Source organism: Massilia phyllosphaerae (genome assembly GCF_034659755.1).
Taxonomy (GTDB): domain Bacteria; phylum Pseudomonadota; class Gammaproteobacteria; order Burkholderiales; family Burkholderiaceae_D; genus Telluria; species Telluria phyllosphaerae.
The window spans coordinates 626,277-643,980 of sequence record NZ_JAXSQX010000003.1 but is presented as its reverse complement, the minus strand read 5'-3'; the positions used below and the strand labels follow the sequence as shown (position 1 = coordinate 643,980).

General features: G+C 69.3%; 18 protein-coding genes. 2 read left to right on the top strand and 16 right to left on the bottom strand.

Annotated features, from left to right (window positions below):
• Window position 1: 1 nt before the first annotated feature.
• Together U1H99_RS15470 and U1H99_RS15465 are read left to right on the top strand one after the other, a co-directional pair.
• Window positions 2-913, top strand: coding sequence for an alpha/beta hydrolase (locus tag U1H99_RS15470; RefSeq protein ID WP_323142608.1), 912 nt, complete (start codon window positions 2-4; stop codon window positions 911-913).
• A gap of 18 nt (window positions 914-931) precedes the next feature.
• Complete coding sequence (locus U1H99_RS15465) at window positions 932-1,729, top strand: ThuA domain-containing protein (protein WP_323142607.1); 798 nt, start codon at window positions 932-934, stop codon at window positions 1,727-1,729.
• Here the strand turns inward: U1H99_RS15465 and U1H99_RS15460 are convergent.
• The 16 genes from U1H99_RS15460 to U1H99_RS15385 all read right to left on the bottom strand — a co-directional run bounded on the left by U1H99_RS15460 (window position 1,726) and on the right by U1H99_RS15385 (window position 17,629).
• The gene (locus U1H99_RS15460; protein ID WP_323142606.1) at window positions 1,726-2,562 is read right to left on the bottom strand and encodes an alpha/beta fold hydrolase; all 837 of its coding nucleotides are present in this window, start codon (window positions 2,560-2,562) and stop codon (window positions 1,726-1,728) included. The two genes, U1H99_RS15465 and U1H99_RS15460, sit on opposite strands and share 4 nt — an antisense overlap.
• 78 nt (window positions 2,563-2,640) lie before the next feature.
• Entirely contained in the window at window positions 2,641-6,525 is a 3,885-nt protein-coding gene (locus tag U1H99_RS15455) for an ATP-binding protein (RefSeq protein ID WP_323142605.1), read from the bottom strand.
• A gap of 100 nt (window positions 6,526-6,625) precedes the next feature.
• The gene (locus U1H99_RS15450; RefSeq protein WP_323142604.1) at window positions 6,626-6,982 is read right to left on the bottom strand and encodes a (2Fe-2S) ferredoxin domain-containing protein; all 357 of its coding nucleotides are present in this window, start codon (window positions 6,980-6,982) and stop codon (window positions 6,626-6,628) included.
• Window positions 6,979-7,998: a precorrin-3B C(17)-methyltransferase gene (cobJ, locus tag U1H99_RS15445; protein ID WP_323142603.1), complete on the bottom strand. Its 1,020-nt coding sequence runs from the start codon at window positions 7,996-7,998 to the stop codon at window positions 6,979-6,981. The genes U1H99_RS15450 and cobJ overlap by 4 nt, the downstream gene beginning before the upstream one ends.
• Window positions 7,995-8,399 carry a cobalamin biosynthesis protein gene (locus U1H99_RS15440; RefSeq protein ID WP_323142602.1) on the bottom strand — a complete coding sequence of 135 codons (405 nt, stop codon included), beginning with the start codon at window positions 8,397-8,399 and terminating at the stop codon, window positions 7,995-7,997. Before U1H99_RS15440 ends, cobJ begins: the two co-directional genes overlap by 4 nt.
• Complete coding sequence (locus U1H99_RS15435) at window positions 8,396-9,160, bottom strand: cobalamin biosynthesis central domain-containing protein (protein ID WP_323142601.1); 765 nt, start codon at window positions 9,158-9,160, stop codon at window positions 8,396-8,398. The genes U1H99_RS15440 and U1H99_RS15435 overlap by 4 nt, the downstream gene beginning before the upstream one ends.
• Entirely contained in the window at window positions 9,157-9,948 is a 792-nt protein-coding gene (gene cobI / locus U1H99_RS15430) for a precorrin-2 C(20)-methyltransferase (RefSeq protein WP_323142600.1), read from the bottom strand. Before cobI ends, U1H99_RS15435 begins: the two co-directional genes overlap by 4 nt.
• Window positions 9,945-11,255: a precorrin-6y C5,15-methyltransferase (decarboxylating) subunit CbiE gene (cbiE, locus tag U1H99_RS15425; protein WP_323142599.1), complete on the bottom strand. Its 1,311-nt coding sequence runs from the start codon at window positions 11,253-11,255 to the stop codon at window positions 9,945-9,947. Before cbiE ends, cobI begins: the two co-directional genes overlap by 4 nt.
• Before the next feature lies 1 nt (window position 11,256).
• The gene (locus U1H99_RS15420; RefSeq protein WP_323142598.1) at window positions 11,257-12,444 is read right to left on the bottom strand and encodes a cobalt-precorrin-5B (C(1))-methyltransferase; all 1,188 of its coding nucleotides are present in this window, start codon (window positions 12,442-12,444) and stop codon (window positions 11,257-11,259) included.
• Window positions 12,441-13,130 (bottom strand): precorrin-8X methylmutase, encoded by a 690-nt coding sequence (locus U1H99_RS15415; RefSeq protein WP_323142597.1) that lies wholly within the window; start codon window positions 13,128-13,130, stop codon window positions 12,441-12,443. The genes U1H99_RS15420 and U1H99_RS15415 overlap by 4 nt, the downstream gene beginning before the upstream one ends.
• Window positions 13,127-14,236, bottom strand: a complete 1,110-nt coding sequence (locus U1H99_RS15410) for a sirohydrochlorin chelatase (RefSeq protein WP_323142596.1) — start codon at window positions 14,234-14,236, stop codon at window positions 13,127-13,129. The genes U1H99_RS15415 and U1H99_RS15410 overlap by 4 nt, the downstream gene beginning before the upstream one ends.
• A complete protein-coding gene (gene cobM / locus U1H99_RS15405; RefSeq protein WP_323142595.1) occupies window positions 14,233-15,036 on the bottom strand; it encodes a precorrin-4 C(11)-methyltransferase in 804 nt (267 codons plus the stop codon). Before cobM ends, U1H99_RS15410 begins: the two co-directional genes overlap by 4 nt.
• A complete protein-coding gene (locus tag U1H99_RS15400; RefSeq protein WP_323142594.1) occupies window positions 15,033-15,893 on the bottom strand; it encodes an energy-coupling factor ABC transporter ATP-binding protein in 861 nt (286 codons plus the stop codon). The genes cobM and U1H99_RS15400 overlap by 4 nt, the downstream gene beginning before the upstream one ends.
• Window positions 15,890-16,624: a cobalt ECF transporter T component CbiQ gene (cbiQ, locus tag U1H99_RS15395; protein ID WP_323142593.1), complete on the bottom strand. Its 735-nt coding sequence runs from the start codon at window positions 16,622-16,624 to the stop codon at window positions 15,890-15,892. Before cbiQ ends, U1H99_RS15400 begins: the two co-directional genes overlap by 4 nt.
• On the bottom strand, window positions 16,614-16,952 hold the full coding sequence (locus U1H99_RS15390) for an energy-coupling factor ABC transporter substrate-binding protein (protein WP_323142592.1): 339 nt from the start codon (window positions 16,950-16,952) through the stop codon (window positions 16,614-16,616). Before U1H99_RS15390 ends, cbiQ begins: the two co-directional genes overlap by 11 nt.
• Window positions 16,949-17,629 carry an energy-coupling factor ABC transporter permease gene (locus U1H99_RS15385; RefSeq protein WP_323142591.1) on the bottom strand — a complete coding sequence of 227 codons (681 nt, stop codon included), beginning with the start codon at window positions 17,627-17,629 and terminating at the stop codon, window positions 16,949-16,951. The genes U1H99_RS15390 and U1H99_RS15385 overlap by 4 nt, the downstream gene beginning before the upstream one ends.
• Window positions 17,630-17,704 lie beyond the last annotated feature (75 nt).

Sequence of the window (17,704 nt, the reverse complement as noted above, 5' to 3'; positions counted from 1 at the left end):
GATGCGAGTGCGTGCTTGCCTCCCCCTGCTGCTGGCGCTGGCTTGCGCCTGGACCTGCGCCAGCGCCCAGCAGCCCGCCGCGCCCGCGGTGGTCGCATTGTGGCCGGACGGTGCGCCGGGCGCCGAAAAGCGCCACGGCGAGCCCGAAAAACTCACCGACGGCGCCTATGTGAGCAACGTCCACGACCCGTCGCTGACCGTGGTCCCGGCCGACCCGCGCCATGCCAACGGCGCCGCCGTGATCGTGGTGCCGGGCGGCGGCCACCGCATGCTGGTGTTCCAGAACGAAGGCATGCTGGCCGCGAAGACCCTGAACCGCGTGGGCGTTTCCGCCTTCGTGCTCAAGTATCGCCTGGCGCGCGACACCGGCTCGGGGGCACATTACAGTATCGAAGGCGACGCCGCCGCCGACCTGCGGCGCGCGGTGCGCTGGGTGCGCGCCCATGCGCGTGACTACGGCATCGATCCGCAACGGATCGGCGTGATGGGTTTCTCGGCCGGCGGCGAACTGGTGACGCTGGTGGCCGACAATCCCGAGCCGGCTGCCGCCACCCCGCGCGATGCGCTCGACCGCCAGAGCGGCCGGCCCGACTTCCAGGTGCTGGTGTATCCCGGTCCGCTGGGCGTGCCGGCACGGGCGGTGCAGGATGCGCCGCCCGCCTTCCTGGTGGCCGGCTCGCGCGATGCCTGCTGCATGCCGCCGGCGCTCGGCCTGTACCAGCAGCTGGTGCAAGCCGGCGTCGCGGCCGAGCTGCACCTGTACGCCGACACCGACCACGCCTTCAACATGGGCCAGCGCGGCGAGCGTGTCTCGCTGCAGCACTGGCCGGACCGCCTGTCCGACTGGCTGGCCGACGGCGGCTGGCTGGTGCCCCGGGCCGGACGCAAGCCCGAGGGCGTGCCGGCACCCTGACGATCAAGAGGAAACTGAATGCGCTACTTTTTACCGATGCTGGCCGCCGGCGCCGCACTGTCGATGGCGGCAGCGGCCGGCGCCGCCGATACCCAGTTCAAGCTGCTGGTGCTGGCGATGCCGAACAAATACCACTACGAGTACATTCCGATCGCACGCGCCAGCCTGGAGCAGCTGGCCAGGCTGCACAACTTCGACCTGGTCTACACCAACCGCCCGGACAGCTTCGAGGGCGACCTGAAGCAGTACGGGGCCATCGTCCTGCTGAACACCGCCGGCGAAGAACTGAATCCGGCCCAGCGTACCCGTTTCGAGGCTTACATGAATGGCGGCGGCAACGCCGTCATCGTGCACCGCGCGATGATCGCGCCGAAGGACGGGTGGGTCTGGTACGAGAAGCTGGTCGGCCGCTCCTTCACGATCCACCCGATCGTGCAGACTGCCGCCATCGACACCGTGGACAGCAACTTCCCGGCCGCCTACGGCGTGCCGCAGCGCTGGATGTGGAGCGACGAGTGGTACGAGCTGACCAACCCGTACAAGGTGGAGAACCACACGGTCCTGAAGGTGGACGAGTCCAGCTACGACCCGACCCGGATCTGGCCGGGCCAGGTGGCGCACGGCATGGGTGCGGAGCATCCGGTGGCCTGGTACCGCACGGCCGGCCGGTCCGGCCAGGGCCGCGTGTTCGTCACCACCCTCGGGCACAACGCCGAGATGTACCGCGACCCGCAGTACCTGGGCCACCTGATGGGCGGCATCTGGTGGGCCGCCACCGGCAAGGGGCAGCGGCCCGCAGCGGCACTGAAACCCTAGCCGCGCAGGAAGTCCAGCATCAGCGCATTCAGCTGCTGCGCATGGGTCGCTGCGAAGCCGTGCGGCGCGCCCTGGATCACCTCCAGGCGGCTGCCCTTGATCAGCTCGTGCGAACGGCGGCCCGAGACGGCGAGCGGCACCACCTGGTCGGCGTCGCCGTGCACGATCAGGGTCGGCACGTCGAACTTGGCCAGGTCGGCACGGAAATCGGTCTCGCCGAAGGCGACGATGCATTGCGCGGTGCCCAGCGGCGAGGCCGCCCAGGCGATCCACTTGCTGAAGGCGAGCAGCTCATTACTGGACTGGGGCCCCTGGCCGGAGGACTTGTCCAGGTTGTAGAACTTGTAGAAGAAGTCGCCGAGGAAGCCGAGGCGGTCGTGCCTGACCGCGTTGAACATGTCGGCGAACACCGATTCGTCGACGCCCTGCGGGTTGTCGCCGGTCTTCAGCAGGAAGGGCGGCACCGCGCCCAGCAGCATGGCCTTGGCCACGCGCGCGCTGCCGTAGCGGCCGATATAGCGCGCCACCTCGCCGCCACCCATCGAGAAGCCGGCGATGACGGCGTCGCGCAGGTCCAGCTTCGTCATCAGGTCGTTCAGGTCGGCCGCGAAGGTGTCGTAGTCGTAGCCGGCGGTCGGGTGGCCGGACTGGCCGAAACCGCGGCGGTCGTAGGCGATCACGCGGTAGCCGGCTTCGGACAGGGCGGTGATCTGCGATTCCCACATGCGGTGGCTAAGCGGCCAGCCATGGACCAGCACCACGGGCTGGCCGCGTCCCTGTTCGTAATAATAGAGTTCGGTGGGGTGCGGACCGGACGTATGGAGGCGCGGCATGGTGGTTGTCTCCTTTAAGGGCAAGGTTATTGGAAAGCCAGTGTAAGCTTTCCACCCGCACCGCTTCGCACGCTTGCGCTAGAGTCCCCGGCTGGCGGCCGCGTCGCGCAGAAGCCGTTCGACGCTGTCGAAGTCCGCCGGCTTGGTCAGGTGCGCATCGAACCCGGCCTCGCTCGAGCGCTTGCGGTCCTGTTCCGCGCCCCAGCCGGTCAGCGCCACCAGCGTGGCGTCCTGCATGCCGGCCAGCGCCCGCATCGCCTGCGCGACCTCGAAGCCGCTGCGGTCGGGCAGGCCGATGTCGAGGAACACCACGTGCGGCGGCTGCGCCGCCGCCGCCGCCAGCGCCGCGGCGCCGTCATGCGCCAGCCGCACCGCATGGCCGCTCATCTCGAGCAGGGCGCCCATGGTCTGCGCCGCATCGAGGTTGTCGTCGACCACCAGCACGCGCAGGGTGTCGGCAGCCGCGGGGCCGGCCGGCTCGACAGCCGCATCCGCCGGCGCCTCGGGCTGCGCCTGCGCGGGCTGCGCCTGCGCGGGCTGCGCCTGCGCGGGCTGCGCCAGCGGCAGCCACACCGTGAAGCGGCTGCCCTGCCCGGCCCCACCGCTCTCGGCGCCGACCCGGCCGCCGTGCAGCTCGACCAGGCGCCTGACCAGGTTCAGGCCGACACCCAGCCCGCCCTGGGCCATCGCGTGGCCGTTGTGCGCCTGCACGTACATGTCGAACACGTGCGGCAGGACCTCGGCACCGATGCCGATGCCGTTGTCGATGACGGAGATCGCCACCTCGTCTCCCTGCAGCACCGCCTCGACGGCGATGCATCCGCCGGCGGGCGTGTACTTGGCCGCGTTGTTGAGCAGGTTGCTCAGCACCTGGGCGACGCGGTGGCGGTCGGCGTTCAGGGCGACCTCGGTTTGCGGCAGGCGCTGCGCCAGCTGGTGGTCGCCGGCATGCAGCAGCGGCGTGCTGATCTCGACGGCGTCGCGCACCACCTCCTGCAGCGTCACCGGGGCGCGCCGCAGTTCGACCTTGCCCTCGGACAGGCGCGCCATGTCGAGCAGGTCGTCGACCAGGCGCACCATGTGGTCGACCTGGCGCTGCATCATCGCCTGCACCTTGCCGGCGTTGGCCGAGGTGGGCCGCACCCGCATCAGTTCCAGGCCGGTGCGGATCGGCGCCAGCGGATTGCGCAGCTCGTGCGCCAGCGTGAACAGGAACTCGCTCTGCATGCGGTTCTTTTCGGTCAGCTCGTGCGCCAGGCGCTCCTGCTCCTGCTGCGCCAGCGCACGGTCGTGGACGTCGATCACGGTACCGACGTAGCCGGCAAAGTTGCCGGCGTCGTCGTAGCGCGGCAGGCCGGTGTCGACCACCCAGCGGTAAGTGCCGTCCTTGCGGCGCAGGCGGAAGTCAGCCACGTACGGCGTCTGGGCGGCGTTACACGTCAGGAAAATCGCCTTGGCCTGCTCGCGTTCGTCGGGATGGATGTTTTCGGTCCAGCCGATGCCCAGGTCCTGCTCCATCGGCCGGCCGGTAAACTCGTACCAGCGCTGGCTCAGGTAATAACAGTAGCCGGTGGCATCGGTGGTCCACAGCATGACGGGTGCGCTGTCGACCAGCGTACGGAAATAGGTTTCGCGCTGCGCCAGCTCGTCCTGGTGGCGGCGCTGTTCGCGCGTCAGGGCGATCTGGTGGCGCACCCGTGCCAGCAGCTCGTTGGCGGCGAAGGGCTTGACCAGGTAATCGTTGGCGCCAGCCTGCAGGCCCTCGACCTTGGCTTCCTCGCCGGCACGGGCCGACAACAGGATCACCGGCAGCTGGCGCACGGCGTCGTTGGCGCGGATGCGCGCGATCAGGCCGAAGCCGTCCAGCTTGGGCATCATCACGTCGCTCAGCAACAGGTCGGGCGGATCGCGCAACAGGTGCTCGTAGGCGGCTTCGCCGTCGCTGCAGGCGCTGACCGTGGCGTACGGGTCGAGCAGCGCTTTCAGGTAGGCGCGCATGTCGTTGTTGTCGTCCGCGATCAGGATGCGCGGCAGGACGGCCGGCGCTTCCAGCAGGGCCGTGGCCGTCTCTTCCACCGCGCCGGTGGGAGGGAGAGGCCGGCTGTTCGTCGTTTCCTGGTCCGGCAGCCAGCGCAGCGCTTCCTCGACAAAGGCGGCGCCCATGCGGCCGCCCTCGCCGTCCGCCGTGGCGGCGCCCGGCGCGGCGGCGCCCGGATCCGGCTGCACGATGCGGTCTTCGGGCAGGTGCGCGTGGCCGAACGGGATGTCGACGTCGAAGCGGGTTCCCTGCCCCTCCACGCTGTGCACCGCGATGCTGCCGCCGTGCAGGCGCACCAGTTCCTGGATCAGCGCCAGGCCGATGCCGGTGCCTTCATAGGTGCGGCCGGGGGTACCCTCGATGCGGTGGAAGCGCTCGAATACGCGCGGCAGCTCGGCTTCGGGAATGCCGCTGCCGCTGTCGATGACCGACAGGCGCGCCATGCCGTCGAGGTGGCGCAAGGCCACCGTCACGCCGCCGTGCAGCGTGAACTTGAAAGCATTCGACAGCAGGTTGAAGACGATCTTTTCCCACATGTCCCGGTCGACCCAGACCGGCTGCTGCAAATCGTGCAGGTCGACGTGGTAGGCCAGGCCGCCCTTGACCATCGCCGACTCGAACACGCTGGCCAGGTCGGCGGTCAGGCGCGCCAGGTCGACCGGTTCGTAGGTCGCCCGTACCCGCCCGGCTTCGATGCGCGAGAAATCGAGCAGCGAATTGACCAGCTTCAGCAGGCGCAGCGCGTTGCGGTGGGTGACATCGATGCGCTTGCGCTGCACCGGTCCCAGCGGCTCGGCGGCATCCGCCAGCGCGTCGTCGAGCGGCCCCAGGATCAGGGTCAGCGGCGTGCGGAATTCGTGCGAGACGTTGGAAAAGAAGGCGGTCTTGGCGCGGTCGATCTGGGCCAGCTCCTCGACGCGGCGCTGTTCCTTTTCGTAGGCGATCACGTTACCGACCGCGGTGTTGACGGCGGCGCCCAGCAGGCCGTAGAAATTCAGGTAGTCGGCATCCAGTTCGCGCGCCGCGCTGACGCCGGCCACCACGAAGCCGTACAGCTCCTGCTGGCCCGGCACCGTCACCGGCAGCACCAGCGCCGCATCGGGCGCGATATCGTAGGGGCCGCATTTGACCTTGCCGAAACGCGGCCGCAGGCCATGCACCTGCTGCGCGCTGCGCGCCTGGGCGGTGGCGGCGAATGGCCACAGCGCATCGTCGAACGCGACGTACTCGGGCGCCAGATCCGGGTGCCCATCCAGGCCGGCGCTGCCGCAGCGGTGCAGCATGCCGCTGTCGGCATCGATGTGGTACAGCAGCATGAACGGCAGGTCGAGCGCCAGGTTCGGATGGTGGGCCGCGATGTCGCTGCCGATGTCGCTGACCGCGCGCGCATCGCCGATGGCGGCGCTGAGGTCGCGCAGGCCCTGCGAGCGGCGCGCGTTCAGCACCGCCGATGTCGCTTCCGAGATCGGGTGGAAAATGCCGCCCACCTCGCCCGACTCGTCGCGGATCGGCGAGAACGAGAAGGTCATGAAGGCTTCCTCGAGGTAGCCGTGGCGGTCGAGGAACATGCGCTGGTCGCGGATATAGGTGCCCTCGCCGCGGTGCGCGCGGTCAAAGGCGTCGCCCACCACCGGCAGCGCGCTGGCCCAGATTTCCTTGAAGGCGCCGCCCATCGAGCGCGGATGCAGGTCGCCGCAGATCGGCCGGTAGGCGTCGTTGTAGATCTGGATATCGTCCGGCCCCCAGGCCACCAGGATCGGGAAAGTCGAGGACAGGCACAGGCTGACCGAGGTGCGCAGGCTTTGCGGCCAGGTGTGCAGCGGACCGAGGGGCGTCTTCGACCAGTCCATCGAACGGATCAACGCGCCCATTTCGCCGCCGCCGGCTAGCCAGCTGAGATCGTCGTTCGTATTCTGGTCGGACATGGAGGCCAATTAAATGAAAAATAATTGCGGATTCCATCACATTGTACGGCAAAGCAACCGCAACATCCGTTCAAATAATGCGTGCCCGACGGTCCGTTTGTCAGTCCTGTTTCGCCTGATGGAACACCAGGTCTTCCACCGGTTCGCCCTTGCACAGGTGCTGGTCGATGATGCGGTCCATGTTGCCCGGCGTCACGTTGTAATACCAGGTGCCGTCCGGCTGGACGCACACGATCGGGCCACCCTTGCAGGCGGCGAAGCAACTGACCCGGCTGCGTTTGACGCGCAGGTCACCGGCGTTCAGGCCGGCGGCCTTGAACTTGTCGCCCAGGCTGTCGAACAGTGCCTGCGACTGGCCGTCTTCGGTGCAGCGCGGCCCGGTGCAGACCAGCAGGTGGCGGCGGTAGTCGCCGATCTTCGGTTTCGGAATCGGGTTGTCGATCGGTTCGGTGCTCATGCTTCGCTTTCTTCGGTTGCGGACGCCAGCGCGGCGGCATCCAGGGGTTCGTCCAGCGTGGCCTGGATGTAGTCGGCCGGCAGGCGGTGGCGCGCCGCCAGGGTGGCGATGTCGGCGCCGGCCGCGTGTTCGGCCTGCAGCGTTTCCAGCCAGCCGAGCAGGCCGGTGGACAGCGAGCGGCCGGCTTTTTCGCCGTCGCGGGTGCTGCCGCCGTCGTCCATGTCGTATTTATTCGCGTAACCACGCGGCGTCACCATCAGGCCGTTGCGCACGAAGGTATTGCTGTTGCCGATCAGGACCGTGCTGAGCATGCCGATGTCGGCATCCGCCATGCTGTCCAGCGTGGTGAACACGATGTTCTCGCGGCGGCGGTAGGCACTCTTGACGATGGCGACCGGGGTATCCGGGCGGCGGTGGCGCAGGAACAGGCGCTGCGCCTCGACGATCTGGCGCGTGCGGCGTCCGCTCTTCGGGTTGTACAGCGCCACCACGAAGTCGGCCATGGCGACGGCATCCAGCCGGCGCGCGATGGTCGGCCACGGCGTCAACAGGTCGGACAGCGAGATCGCGCAAAAGTCATGGGTCAGCGGCGCGCCGACCAGGGCGGCGCAGCTGTTCAGCGCCGAGGCGCCGGGGATGATCTCGACCTGGACTTCGTCGTCCGGGGTCCAGCCGGACTGGAACAGTACCTCGAAGGTCGGGCCGGCCATGCCGTAGACGCCGGCGTCGCCGGACGAGATCAGCGCCACCTTCTTGCCGGCGCGCGCCGAGGCCAGGGCGCTGACCGCGCGGTCGAGTTCCTCGGTCATCGACTTGCGGATGATCTCCTTGCCTTCGACCAGGTCGGCCACCAGCTTGATGTAGGTGACGTAGCCGATCACCACGTCGGCTTCGGCGATCGCCGCACGGGCGCGCTGGGTCATGTGGTCGACGCTGCCGGGGCCGATCCCGACCAGCATGATCTTGCCGGGCGCTGGTGCGTCAGCGGGCACCGCCTGCGTGAATTCTTGGTTCATTGGGTTTTCCTTGCGATCGAGACGGTGGCATTGCGGCCATCCTCGCCCCGGTGTTTGTATTTTTCGACGACCAGCGCGCTCATGGGCGTGCCGGGACCGGCGGCCAGCAGAGCCGCCGCTTCGCTGACCGAGGGCGTGCCGGTATGGCGGCGCACGACCTCGGACGGATTCGGCACCTGTACCCCGGCCAGCTGCTCGGGCGGATAGAACTGCAGCGGCCAGTCGTAGCGCTGGGCCAGCGCCAGCAGCGCGGCTTCGTCCATCTTGAGCGTGATGCTGGCGGCGGCCACGACCTGGTCGGGCACCGCATTGACCAGCGCCAGCGCCACCTCGACCGCCTTGCTCACGGTCTCCAGCGAGGTACCGCGGTCGCAGCCGAGGCCGATGGCGAAGGTGATCATGCGCCGCTGTCCTGGTCCGCGTCCCGTGGCGGGCGATACACCACCAGGCGTTCCTTCAGCGCGTCCCAGCGCTCGGCCGGCACCTCCGCATGCGTCACCCACAGCAGGGCGGCATAGCGCTCCAGCGGCACCTCGTCGAAGCGGGCGAAACGGTGGATGTTGTCCGGCAGCGGCGTCGGACGGGTCCACCAGTCGGGACTACCCGCTTCCTGGATGAAGGCGATCGGCTCGCCGTTCACCACGTGGGCCGAGACCCGGGTGATGTTGATCTTCGGCGCTTCCACACGCCAGCCGAGGTTGCGACCGAGGATGTCGACCGGGATGGTGCGGCCGACGTCCGACGCCGTGGTCAGCACCGGCGCCGCGTCCAGCAGCAGCGCCACCCGCTCGCTCCATTCGTTGGCGCCGCCGACGTGGCCGGACAGCACCGGAATGACGTACTGGCCGGCGTCGTCGACCACGATCACGCCCGGGTCTTCGTCCTTGCTGCGCAGGTGCGGCGCGATCAGGCGCACCACCGCGCCCAGCGACACGAAGAACACGATCTGGTCGTAGCCGGCGAACAGCGGGCCGATCTCGTCGCGCAGCGCGCCCTCGTAGGCGCGGATCGCGTTCGGCAGGCCGGAAAAGCTGGCCGCGAACTTGGCCGAGGTGCAGATATCGGCGTCGGGCAGGTCGACCGCCAGGCGCGCAGCCTGGGCGGCGCCGTGCTTGGTGATCGCCACCAGGCACAGGCGGGGGTTATCGGTTGGTGCGCTCATGCGCTCTCCTCTAATAAAGGTAGTGGGCCGCTCTTCTTGAGGCAGCCCTTGATGCGTTCGCCGCGGATACGGTGCGGATGCTTGACGATCAGCAGCGACAGGTAGCTGACCTTGGTACCGCGCAGCGCCAGGATGTCGCGCGCGCTGAAACGGCGCTCGTCGGGCGCGCCGACGCGTTCGATGAAGTGGGCCCCGGCCAGCAGGTCGCGCCGCTCCAGCCAGTCGATCAGCTCGTCCAGCAGCGGCTTCACTTTCATCAGCACCAGCGTGTCGAAGTCGGGCAGCAGGCGGTCCACGGCGCTGACGCCGTAGGCGGCCGGCACGATGGCGACGGTGTCGTCCTGCTCGGCGAAAGGCACCGGCACTTCGGCGCAGGCGGCCGTGAAGGCATTCACGCCGGCGATGATCTTGACGCCCACCTGGGCGTCGAGCGCGCGCACGGTGCGCGCCAGGTGGCCGAAGGTGGCGTAGGTGCTGGCGTCGCCCTCGACCAGGAACAGCACGTCGCGGCCCGCGCGCAGCCAGGGCAGCACGGTCTCGGCGGCGCGCAGCCAGGCGCGCGCCAGCTTCTCGCCGTCGTGCGTCATCGGGAACAGCAGCAGCGCGTGCTCCGCGGGCGGCACAAGGCCGGCGCGCTGCACGATGTCGAATGCATAGCTCGGGGTCTTGCCGCTGCGCGCCGGGTAGACCCAGACCGCATCGCGGCGCTGCAATTGCTCCCAGGCGGCGCGCGTGATCAGGCCGGGGTCGCCGGGGCCGAGCGAGATGCCGTACAGTGTTCCGGTCATGCTTCGCCTCCTTCACGATGCGCACACACGATCCATACCGGGTTTTCGGCCGCCATGCGGTGCATGTGCAGTATCGGCTTGCTGCGCGCGGCCTGCAGTTGCAGCACGTCCCAGGCTACACCCTCGATGCCGTCGAGGGTAGCTGTCGCAGTCGCCAGGTTTTCCAGCGTGACGAAATTCATGACCAGGTTGCCGCCGGGGCGCAGGCGCGCCACGATCATCGATATCAAGGTCGCCAGCTCGCCACCGGAGCCGCCGATGAATACGGCATCCGGATCCGGCCAGGCATCCAGCCCTTCGGGCGCCTTGCCCTGATACAGGCTGTAGTTGCCGACACCGAAGGCCGCGTGGTTCTGGCCGGCGATGGCGACATCGGCGTCGTTCTTCTCGATCGCGTACACGTGGCCCTGCGGGCACAGGCGCGCCGCTTCCAGGCCGACCGAACCCGAACCGGCGCCGATGTCCCACACCACGCTATCAAGCCGCAGCTGCAGGCGCGCCAGGCTCACCGCGCGCACTTCCTGCTTGGTAATCAGGCCCTTCTCGGGCTGGCGCTGCACGAATGCGGCATCCGCCAAGCCGAACTGCACCGGACGCGGCGCCGGCGTCACGCGCCACAGCAGCACCACGTTCAGCGCCGCGAAGCGCATGCCAGCCGCATCCTGTGGGCTCAGTTCGGCCAGCACCCGCTCTTCCGGCTGCAGCAGGTTTTCCACCACCGCCATGTGGAAGTCGTCGCCCAGGCCTTCGGCCAGCAGCAGGCGCGCGATGCGGTCCGGGGAATTGTCGGGACTGGTCAGCACCAGCAAGCGCGCATGGCGGCGCAGTGCCTGGGCCAGGCCGTACAGGCCGTGCTGCGGGGTGCTGCCGCGCGCCCACTCGCCGGCATCCTTGGCATGCACCGAGACGATGCGCGCATCCTGCCAGGCCAGCCCGATGCGTGCGCAGGCCAGCTGCAGCGTCGACAGGTTGGGCAGGATGTCGAGCGCCTGCACGCACAGGTGCTGGGCCAGGTAGGGCGCGATGCCGTGGCACAGCGGGTCGCCGGTGGCCAGCACCACGCAACTCTGGTGGTCGGCACGCGCCGCGCGCACCCAGTCGGGCACCGCTTTCAGCTTGCCGGTGAGGTCATGCTGGACGGCGCCCGGTTTCAGTTCGCGCGCCAGCAGCGCCAGCGTGCGGGCGCCGCCGATCACCACGTCGGCATGGCGCAGGTAAGCCAGCGCGGTGGCGTTCAGGCTGGCGACGCCGTCGTCGAGCACGCCGATCACGCGGCAGGGGTTGGGGTCTTGTACAGTGGTGTCCATATCAGTCAGTGTCGAGGATGTGGTCGATGCTGGTGCGGCCGGCCGCCGGCGCGGCGCGCGGCAGCCCGGGCGGCGACAGCACGTCGGCCACCTGCTTGCCTTCGAAGTCGGTGACGATCACGCGCAGCTGGAAGGCGCGGCCGTAGCGTTCCGGCGCCGTCAAGGTATCGATCGCCGCCTGCGCCAGCGCGTGGTGAAAGGCGTCGCCCAGCCCGCGCTCGACCATCAGCTCGGCGCCGAAGCGCGCGGTCTCGGCGGCGGCGATGGCGGCGCAATCCTCCGGCGCGGCGCCGATGCGGCGCGCGATCTCGGCCACCAGGTCGGTATCGACTTCGCTGCGGTTGGCGTGGGTGATGGTCTCGCCCTGGGCGATCTTGGTCAGCTTGCCGACCATGACCGCCAGCACCACCAGGCCGATGCCCTGCGCCGCCGCCTCGTCCAGCGCGTAACGCAGAAAGTCGCCCATCTGCACGAAGCAGGCCGACGGCAGTTCCGGCCGCTCGGCGCGCAGCGTGGCCATGGCGAAGGTCTCGGTACGCCCGCCGGTGGTCAGCGCAACCAGGTCGTGGCCGGTGGTGGCCGCCACCTGCACGCCCTGCACCACGCTGGCGCGCCAGGCGGCTGTGGAATACGGCTTGACGATGCCGGTGGTGCCAAGGATGCTGATGCCGCCCAGGATGCCCAATCGCGCATTCGTGGTCTTCTTTGCCATGACCTGGCCGTCGGGCACGCTGATGGTGACCTCGATGCCGTGTTCCATCAGTAGCTGCGGCGCCGCTTCGCGCAGGTTGTCGGCGATGTTCCGGCGCGGCACCGGGTTGATCGCCGGGCCGCCGACTTCCAGGCCGAGGCCCTTCATCGTCACAGTGCCGACGCCGTCGCCGGCCAGGTACGCGACGGTGCCGGCCTGGCCGGGCAGCAGGCGCAGGTCGACCGTCAGGTGGGCGCCGTCGGTGCAGTCCGGATCGTCGCCGGCGAACTTGATCACCATCGCGTGCGCCTGCCGGCCATCGCAGCGGCCGTCGTGCACGGCGAAGCGCACCCGGGTGCCGTTCGGCAGCAGGCTTTCGATCTCGAGCGGCACCGCGCCGCCGGCCAGGCCCAGCACCGCCGCGCGCGCCGCCGCCGCCGCGCAGGCGCCGGTGGTGAAGCCAGTGCGGGTGCCGCGCTCGGCCGTCTTGTCCTTCATTTTTGCGCCGCCTGCATGGTCTTCTGCCTGGCCTCGGCCAGCGCCAGCAGCGCGTGCAGGGCCGCCACCACCAGCGTGGAACCGCCCTTGCGCCCGCGGATCACGATCCAGGGCACGTCCTGCAGTTCGGCCATCAAGTCCTTCGATTCGGCCGCAGAGACGAAACCGACCGGCATGCCGACCACCAGCGCCGGGCGTACGCCCTCCTCGCGGATCAGGCGTACCAGCTCGATCAATGCGGTCGGCGCATTGCCGATGCCGACGATGGCGCCGTCCAGCAGTCCGCGGCTGGCCGCCTTGCGCATCGCCTGCACCGCGCGCGTGGTGTCTTCCTGCTTGGCGCGCTCGATCACGTCGGCGTCGCTGATGAACTGCCAGGTTTTCATGCCGAAGTGCGCCAGGCGCGGCTGCGACAGGCCGGAACAGATCATCTCGACGTCGGCCACCACCGGGCGGCCGCCGGCCAGCATGGCCTCGATACCGGCGTCGATCGCATTCGAATGGAAATCGGTGAGGCCGTTGAAATCGAAGTCGGCGTTCGCATGGATCATGCGGCGCACGATCGGCCACTGCTGTTCGGTATAGGCGTGCGTACCGGCTTCGGCGTCGATGATGGCGAAGCTGTCGTGCTCGATGGCCTGGCCGGCGCGGGTCAGCTGTTCGGTGACGGTGTTAATCGTGCTCATGCCGGCTGCGTCTCCGCGTGGTCGTGATCGTGGTCGTGATCGTGATCGTGATCGTGATCGTGTGCATGGTCGTGGTCGTGATCGTGATCGTGATCGTGTGCATGGTCGTGCCCATGAGCGTGGTCATGCGGATGCTCATGACCTTGGTCATGCCCGTGTGCGTGATCGTGTCCGTGCTCGTGCGGGTGCGCAGCGCCGTGGTCCGGGCCATGCGCGTGACCGTGGTCGTGGGTGTGCGCATGCGAGTGGCCATGGCCCAGGTCGTGCGCGAGCTCGCGGTAGCCGCAGCCGTCGCATGGCAGGCGGCTGTCGGGCACGCCGGCACGCAGGTCGGCCACGCGCTGGTCCATCAGTTCGAAGATCTCCTTCTCGAAGCCGAAATGCTCGCCGCAGAAAAAGCGCACCTGCGGGTACTGGCCGCGCAGGTGCTCGACCTGGCGGTGGATGCGCTGCATCAGCGTGCCGGTGTACAGGTAGTATGGCAGCACCACGACCTGGCGCATGCCGAGCAGCACCTGGCGCTGCACCACCTTTTCCAGGCGCGGCCAGGTGATGCCCGTGAAGGCCAGGTCGACCAGTTCATGATCCCCCTCTTCCTGCAGCCAACGTGTCATCTTGGCCATCTCGCCGTTGGCGCCGCGGTCGGAGGAACCGCGGCCCAGCACCACCACGCCGGTGGTGGTCGGATCCGGCATGTCGAGCGCATTCATGGCCTTGCGCAGGCGCCGCTTCAGGATCGCCAGGATCGGATCGCAGGCGGTCAGGTGCGGCGCCAGCAGGATCTCAGCCTGCGGGCACGCGATGCGCGCCTGCTCGACCGCTTCCGGAATCTCCATCTTGACGTGGCCGGCCGCATTCAGGATCAGCGGCACCACCAGCACCCGGCGCGAGCTGCGCGCGGCATCCAGCAAGGCGGCGTTCAGCTCCGGCGGCGCGAATTCGATGAAGCACAGGTCGATGCGCAGCTCGGGCCGGCGCGCGCGCCACTGCGCCACGAACTCGCGGATTTCCTGGTTGCCCGAATCCTCGCGCGAGCCGTGGCCGACCAGCAGCACGGTGTCGTCCGCGTGCAGCGTGACGGAGGGAGTAAAGATGATCTGATTCATGCGCTGGCCTTCCTGAAGCGATGGGTGAATGTGGGGTCGTACAGCTTGGAGCGCACCAGCGTCTCCCAATGCAGCGCGCCCAGTGTGGGACTGGCGACGATCATCGCCTGGCTGGCGACGCCGGCCTCGCGGCAGCGCGCCTTGATGTCGGCAAGGGTGCCGCGGATGATCTTTTCCTCGCCCGGCCAGCTGGCCTTGTGCACCACCAGCATCGGCGCGTCGTCGGGCCAGCCGGCCGCGCGCAGCGCCGCCTCGACCTTGTACATCAAGGTGATCGACAGAAAGATGCAGATGGTGGTGCGGTGCGCCGCCAGGCTGGCCAGGTCTTCGCCGTCCGGCATCGGCGTACGGCCTTCGACCCGGGTGAGGATCACGGTCTGGGTCACTTCCGGCAGCGTCATCGATTCGCCGGCGGCCGCCATCGACGCCATCGCCGACGACACGCCCGGCACCACCGCCCATTCGATCCCGGCTGCCGTGAGCGGGCGCGCCATCTCGATCAGGGCGCCGTACAGGGCCGGGTCGCCGGTCTGCAGGCGCACCACGGTGGCGTGGCGCTGCGCCTGGTCGATCAGCCAGGCGGTCATCTCTTCCAGGGTCATGTCCTTGGAATCGCGGATGGCGCAGCCGGGCGGCGCGTACAGGGTAACGGCGTGGTCGACCAGCGAACCGGCGAACAGCACGGCGCCGGCCCCCTCCAGCAGCCTGCGGCCTTTCACGGTGATGAGTTCGGGGTCGCCGGGACCGGCGCCGACGAACCAGATCTTGCCGGCGGCGTTGTTGGCGATGTGGATTGTCATGTCGGTGTCTTCGTCAAAGGTTGGAACGGCAGGATGCGCAGCGCGTCCAGTACCGCGTCCACGCTGCGCGGCGCCTGCCCGGCCGGCAGCACGCCGCGCGTGACCAGGTGCGCATGCAGCGCCAGCGCCAGCGGCGGGCGCTGGCCGGCGGCGTCGAGCGCATCGACGTCGGCGCCGACCGCCTGCGCCGGCCCGGACGCGATCACGCGCCCACCCGCCATCAGGTGCAGGTCGTCGGCCCAGCCGTAGGCGAAATCGATGTCGTGGGTGGACAGCAGGATGGTCGTGCCGCGCGCCGCCAGGCGGTCCAGCAAGGCGGCCAGGTCATCCTGCATCGGCGCGTCGAGGCCAGCCATCGGTTCGTCCAGCAGCAGCACGTCCGGCGCCATCGCCAGCACGCCGGCGATGCAGACCCGCTTCTTTTGGCCAAAGCTGAGGTGGTGCACGGCGTGCCGCGCATGTCCGCCCAGCCCGACCGCATCGAGCGCGGCTTTTACGCGCGCGCGGACGGTGGGGGCGTCGAGGCCGAGGTTCAGCGGGCCAAAGGACACGTCTTCCTCGACCTGGGCCGAGAACAGCTGGCGCTCCGGATTCTGGAACACCAGGCCGACGCGGCGGCGCAGCTGCGTCAGCCCGCCGCGGCCATAGTCGTAAGGCTGGCCGTCCAGCAGCAGCCGGCCGGCGGTCGGGCGCAGCAGACCGTTCAGGTGCTGCAGCAGCGTGGTCTTGCCGGCGCCGTTGGCGCCCAGCAGCGCGTGACGGCGGCCGCGGCCCAGCGCCAGGCTGCAGTCGCGCAGGCCGCTGCTGCCGTCGGCAAAGGCGTGGCCGACCGCCTGCATCTCGATGATGCGATTCATACGCGGTCTCCGGCCGCGACCAGCAGCAATAGCGCCGCAGCCAATGCCGCCCACGCAGTCTGGCGGCGCGCCTGCGGGAACTCGGCCGGCAGGAAACGCAAGGTGCCCTGGTAGCCGCGCGCCTCGGCCGCCATCTGCAGGGCGCTGGCGCGCTGCCATACCTGCACCGCCATCTGCCCGGCCAGCAGGCCGGTCGAGCGCCAGGCGTGGCGCCAGCCGCGGTAACCGAGGCGCGCGCTCTGCGCCGTGACGCCCTCTTCCCAGGCCTGGCGCAGCACGAACAGCATGCGGTAGCACAGCGCCATCAAATCGAGCAGCAGTTCGGGCGTGCGCAGGCGGCGCAGCAGCGCCAGCAGGTCGGGCAGCGGCGTGGTCAGCACAAAACCGAGCAGCGCCGCCAGCATCGCCAGCGAACGCCCGGCGGTGCGTGCCACCGCCGGCCACATCGAATTAGCCCAGTGCCAGCTGCCGTCAACGCCGGGCGTCACCAGCATCGTCAGGCAGGACAGCAGCAGGAAGCCGAGCGGCGGCAAGGCCACCGCCACATAAGTCCGTAACGGTACGCGCGCGCCGATCAACGCGGCCAGTGCCAGCACGGCCGCCAGCACGGCCAGCGTGCCGGGACGCGTGGCGACCCAGGCCGCGCCCATGCCGCCCAGCGCGAACAGGGCCTTGGCCGAGGGGGCGACGCCCTGCCAGTGGCTGGCGTAGGCGGCCGTTTCAATCCGCACGTGGACCCTGCTCCGAAGATGCGACCGCAAGCTCGCTCTTGCGCGCACGCTCGCGCGCCACCGACAAACCGAGCCAGTAGCCGATCACGCCGGCGCCGATGGCAGCCTGCAGCGCGAACAGCAGCGAGGCGATCTCGCTGCTGGCCGGCTGGAACACCGGCGCGAACCAGGGTTTATAGTGCGGCGCGATGGTGCCGATGGCCTGCTGGGCGCGGTCGTCGGAGCCGCCAAATACGCCTTCGCTCCCGGGCGGCGCGCCGATCAGGCACAGCGGCAGCACGGTCAGCAGGACGATGGCCGCCCACAGCAGCCAGTTGCGCGTTTTCATGCGCCCTCCCGCGTGCGCAAGGCCATCACCGGCAGCGCGCGCAGCTCGTGCGCATTGAAGCGCGCCATCGCGTTCACCACCAGCACCGTCAACAGGCCTTCGCTGATGGCGATCGGCACCTGGGTCAGCGCGAAGATGCCGGCGAATTTGAGGAAGGAGGTGTCGAAACCGCCGACCGCATCCGGGAAGGCCAGCGCCAGTTGCGCCGACGTGGTGAGGTAGGTCGCCAGGTCACCCAGGCATGCGGCCAGGAACACGGCGACGGAGCGGCCCGCCCCCAGCTTTGCCGCGGCACGGAACACGGCGTAGGAAACGAACGGACCGACGATCGCCATCGAGAACACGTTGGCGCCGAGCGTGGTCAGGCCGCCGTGCGCCAGCAGCAGCGCCTGGAACAACAGCACGACGAAGCCCACCGGCACCATCGCCGCGGGGCCGAACAGCAGCGCGCCGAGGCCGACGCCGGTCGGGTGCGAGCAGCTGCCGGTGACCGACGGCAGTTTCAGGGCCGACAGCAAAAAGGCGAAGGCGGCGGCCACGCCGAGCAGCATGCGCCGCTCGGGATGCGCCTGCAAGCTGCGCCCCATCGAGCGCAGGCCCCAGGCCAGGAAGGGAACGGAAACGGCGGCCCAGCCGAGCGCATGCGCCGGCGGCAGAAAGCCTTCCATGATGTGCATTCGAAACCTCCCGTCGAATGGTCGATAAGGACACCAGACGGAGGCTGAAAAGACGGTCGACGGACGGGGAGCGGG